This is a genomic window from Candidatus Aminicenantes bacterium (genome assembly GCA_011049425.1).
Lineage (GTDB): Bacteria > Acidobacteriota > Aminicenantia > UBA2199 > UBA2199 > UBA876.
Genome location: DSBM01000169.1, coordinates 1 through 2,865 on the forward strand (window position 1 = coordinate 1; position 2,865 = coordinate 2,865).

The following is a 2,865-nucleotide window of genomic DNA, read 5'->3' on the forward strand; positions in this document are numbered from 1 at the left end:
AACACCATGTGATAGGGACCGCCGATGCCTTCCTGCTGCAGAGTCAGAATGGCCGCTTCCACGCCTTCCATGAACCCCTCGGGCAGCGACTGGAATTCAACTGCCGGATGTGGGGAACTGGGAATAATGCCGTTGATTCCGGCGGCTTCGATTCCGTGGTAGATGGCTGTTTCTTCAAAGTGGGACGCCTGGCGGCAGGCAGTCTCCAGCGGCGCCAGATCGGGGTTGCGCACGCCCCGTTCCAGATGCTCCAGTTCTTCCATTGAAAGGGTGAAATCCACCCGGGCTTCCAGCAGGGGCTGAATTTGACGCAGTCCCCAGCGAATCCCCTGGACGGGGTTATCCGCCTGATCCAGATTCACCCGCCCCAGATTGACCGCGGACCGGGTCCAACCGAAGGGTCCATCGAAATCCACCAGTTTCCGCGCGGACAGGTTTCCTCTCAGGGTGGATCTCGCCTGTTCGTCTATTTCATCCCATGCTTTTTGCCCCAATGGAGCCATATTTCGTTTCAACAAATCGCTCATAATTACTCTCCATTCTTCAAATTTCCAATGCCCAGGCTGCCGTCGGGGGCCTTAGCCTCGTTGCCGGAAGTTCCCGCATTTTGTCCGCCATCACCCTCCTCGATTTCAGTGATGGAGCCGCTCTGGAAAAGGTAGGTTCTCAACTCTTCATCAACTTCAGGAATCCGGCGACGCAACCATTCCAATGCCATGGCCGCGTGTTCGATCTCCTCGTTGCGGTTGTGCAATAAAATGCTTTTCAATTCAGCTTCTTCGGTGACATCCGCCCGCTGGTTGTACCAGTCCACGGCCTCCAGTTCTTCGCAGAGACTGGCCAGCGCACGATGGATATTCCGGGCTTCTACGGACAGATCAGATTCGTGATAAACCGTACTCATATCGTCCTCCTTTGTCTGGTCATGCTGATTTCATTCTAGCAGACCACCAAAAGGGCTGCAAACGGCCTGTCAATAGACAACAGAATCTTTACGCCGCCGCCATTCCTCGAACAAGCTCAGGCAGGAAATCCGCCCGAGAGGAATGCGCGTCAGTGATACGGCATCCGCTTCGTCGCGAATCAGAGAGTAGATTCTACGGTCCGAAAAACCGATCTTTTCAGCATCATTCCGGGTGCAGCCGTAATAAAGGCGGGGAATCCGGGCCCAGGCCACCGCTCCCAGGCACATGGGGCATGGCTCGCACGTGGTATAGAGCACACAATCATGCAGGTGGGGGCGCCCCAGAACCCGCGCTGCGGAACGAATGGCAAGGATTTCTGCATGCGCCGTAGGGTCACGTCTCAAAAGTACTTCGTTGTGGCTGCGGGAAATAATTTCGTCGCCCTGAACCACCAGGGCGCCGAAAGGTCCGCCATCGCCCCGCTCGATTCCCAAGCGGGCTTCTGCGCGGGCCCGGTCCATGAAATCGATGCTTTTGTTCACTGCTTCTGTCTCAGGGCCGCCCGGCGGATGCGGTCGGTCGGGCCGAGGAGAATGACGATATCTCCGGCTATGAAAGTCTCGTCCGGGCCGGGATTGAAGCGCATTTTGCCTTGCCGCCGGATGGCCACGACCATGGCTTCATAGCGTTCCCGTAACTGTGAGTTGCGCACGGAGAGCCCATTCAGATTTGATTCCTCATGAATAACGATCTCTTCAAGGGTCAGGTCCAACATGCGGGGGTGGGAGACGATGTCCATCAAGTCCACGACGTTGGGCCGCAGCACGCTGTTGACGATGCGCTTGGAAGAGAGCAGGTTGGGAGCGATTACATGCTGTGCGCCAATGCGACGCAACTTTTTTTCGTTCTGGGCGTCCAGGGCGCGGGCGATAAGGGTAATGTCGAGTTTCATCTCTTTAACCGTCAACACGGTGAATACATTGTCTGCGTCGGAGGACAACAGAGAGATAAAAGTCCGTGCGCGGCGGATGCCGCATTGCTCCAGCACATCTTCCTGGGTGGCATCGGCCCGCAAAACAGGGTATCCCCTTTCCTCAGCCTGAGCAAAGCGCTGGGGGTCCTGCTCGATGATCAGGCATTCCAGATTGTGTTCGGTCAGTTCACGAGCCACGATCTCCCCCATGCGGCCGTATCCGGCAATCACGATATGATTCTTCATGTTAGACAGGGCTTTCATACGTCTCCTCCCAAGAATACTGCGCACGCGACTTTCCACGCCTTGCTCCACAACGGCCGAAGCGATCGAAAAGACCAGGCCCAGGCCGCTGAGGATCACGAAAATCGTAAAGATCCTTCCCGCCGGGGAAAGAGGGAACATTTCGTTGAACCCCACGGTTGTGATGCTGATTATGGTCATGTACAGGGCATCGGCGGCAGCCGCCTTCTCTATAATCATGTAACCGGCGGTGTCGATAAGCACGAATATCAAGAGCAACACAGCCAACGCAATTACACGGGAGGTCTTTTTCATTCCGGTCTGATTTTACCAGAAGTAGCCGGAAGGGGGAAAGAAGAAACAGAAGGAAAGTTGCATAGAAGGTGACGGGGCCAAGTTGAAAGTCTAAAGTTAAGGATCTATTACGTTTTGTGTGGGTAAATACACATTGGTAATTGGTAAGCGGTTGTGAGTATGAGTACCTGCAGGGCATAAAGCATAAGCGAACGCAAACGTAGGTTCAGGGGACCCATGGTCTGAGACAGAATGGTCGGCTGAGGGGTACTCCCCGAAGACGAAAGATGGCCTCGGAAGCATCCCGAACATCCACCATGGCCATCTTAAGCCGTCGAAGACCGCAATGGGTCTGGACCGAAGTGGTGAGCGGTGATTTATGCCCGAAAGGGTACTCTTCAAAAGCCTTTCCCTTTTTAAACCAGAGTGACGTGCAAACCCACACAAAAT

The 2,865-nt window shown here is 54.9% G+C and carries 4 protein-coding genes; all 4 read right to left on the reverse strand.

Annotated features, from left to right (window positions below; all coding sequences use genetic code 11):
* Nucleotides 1-527 (reverse strand): bacteriocin (locus tag ENN40_11910; GenBank protein ID HDP96042.1); only part of this gene is annotated, 527 nt, incomplete at its 3' end.
* A 2-nt stretch (nt 528-529) separates the two neighbouring features.
* Nucleotides 530-904: a hypothetical protein gene (locus ENN40_11915; protein ID HDP96043.1), complete on the reverse strand. Its 375-nt coding sequence runs from the start codon at nt 902-904 to the stop codon at nt 530-532.
* 69 nt (nt 905-973) lie between these two features.
* Nucleotides 974-1,426 (reverse strand): nucleoside deaminase, encoded by a 453-nt coding sequence (locus tag ENN40_11920; GenBank protein ID HDP96044.1) that lies wholly within the window; start codon nt 1,424-1,426, stop codon nt 974-976.
* Nucleotides 1,427-1,443: 17 nt separating this feature from the next.
* A complete protein-coding gene (locus ENN40_11925) occupies nt 1,444-2,436 on the reverse strand; it encodes a potassium channel protein (GenBank protein ID HDP96045.1) in 993 nt (330 codons plus the stop codon).
* Nucleotides 2,437-2,865 lie beyond the last annotated feature (429 nt).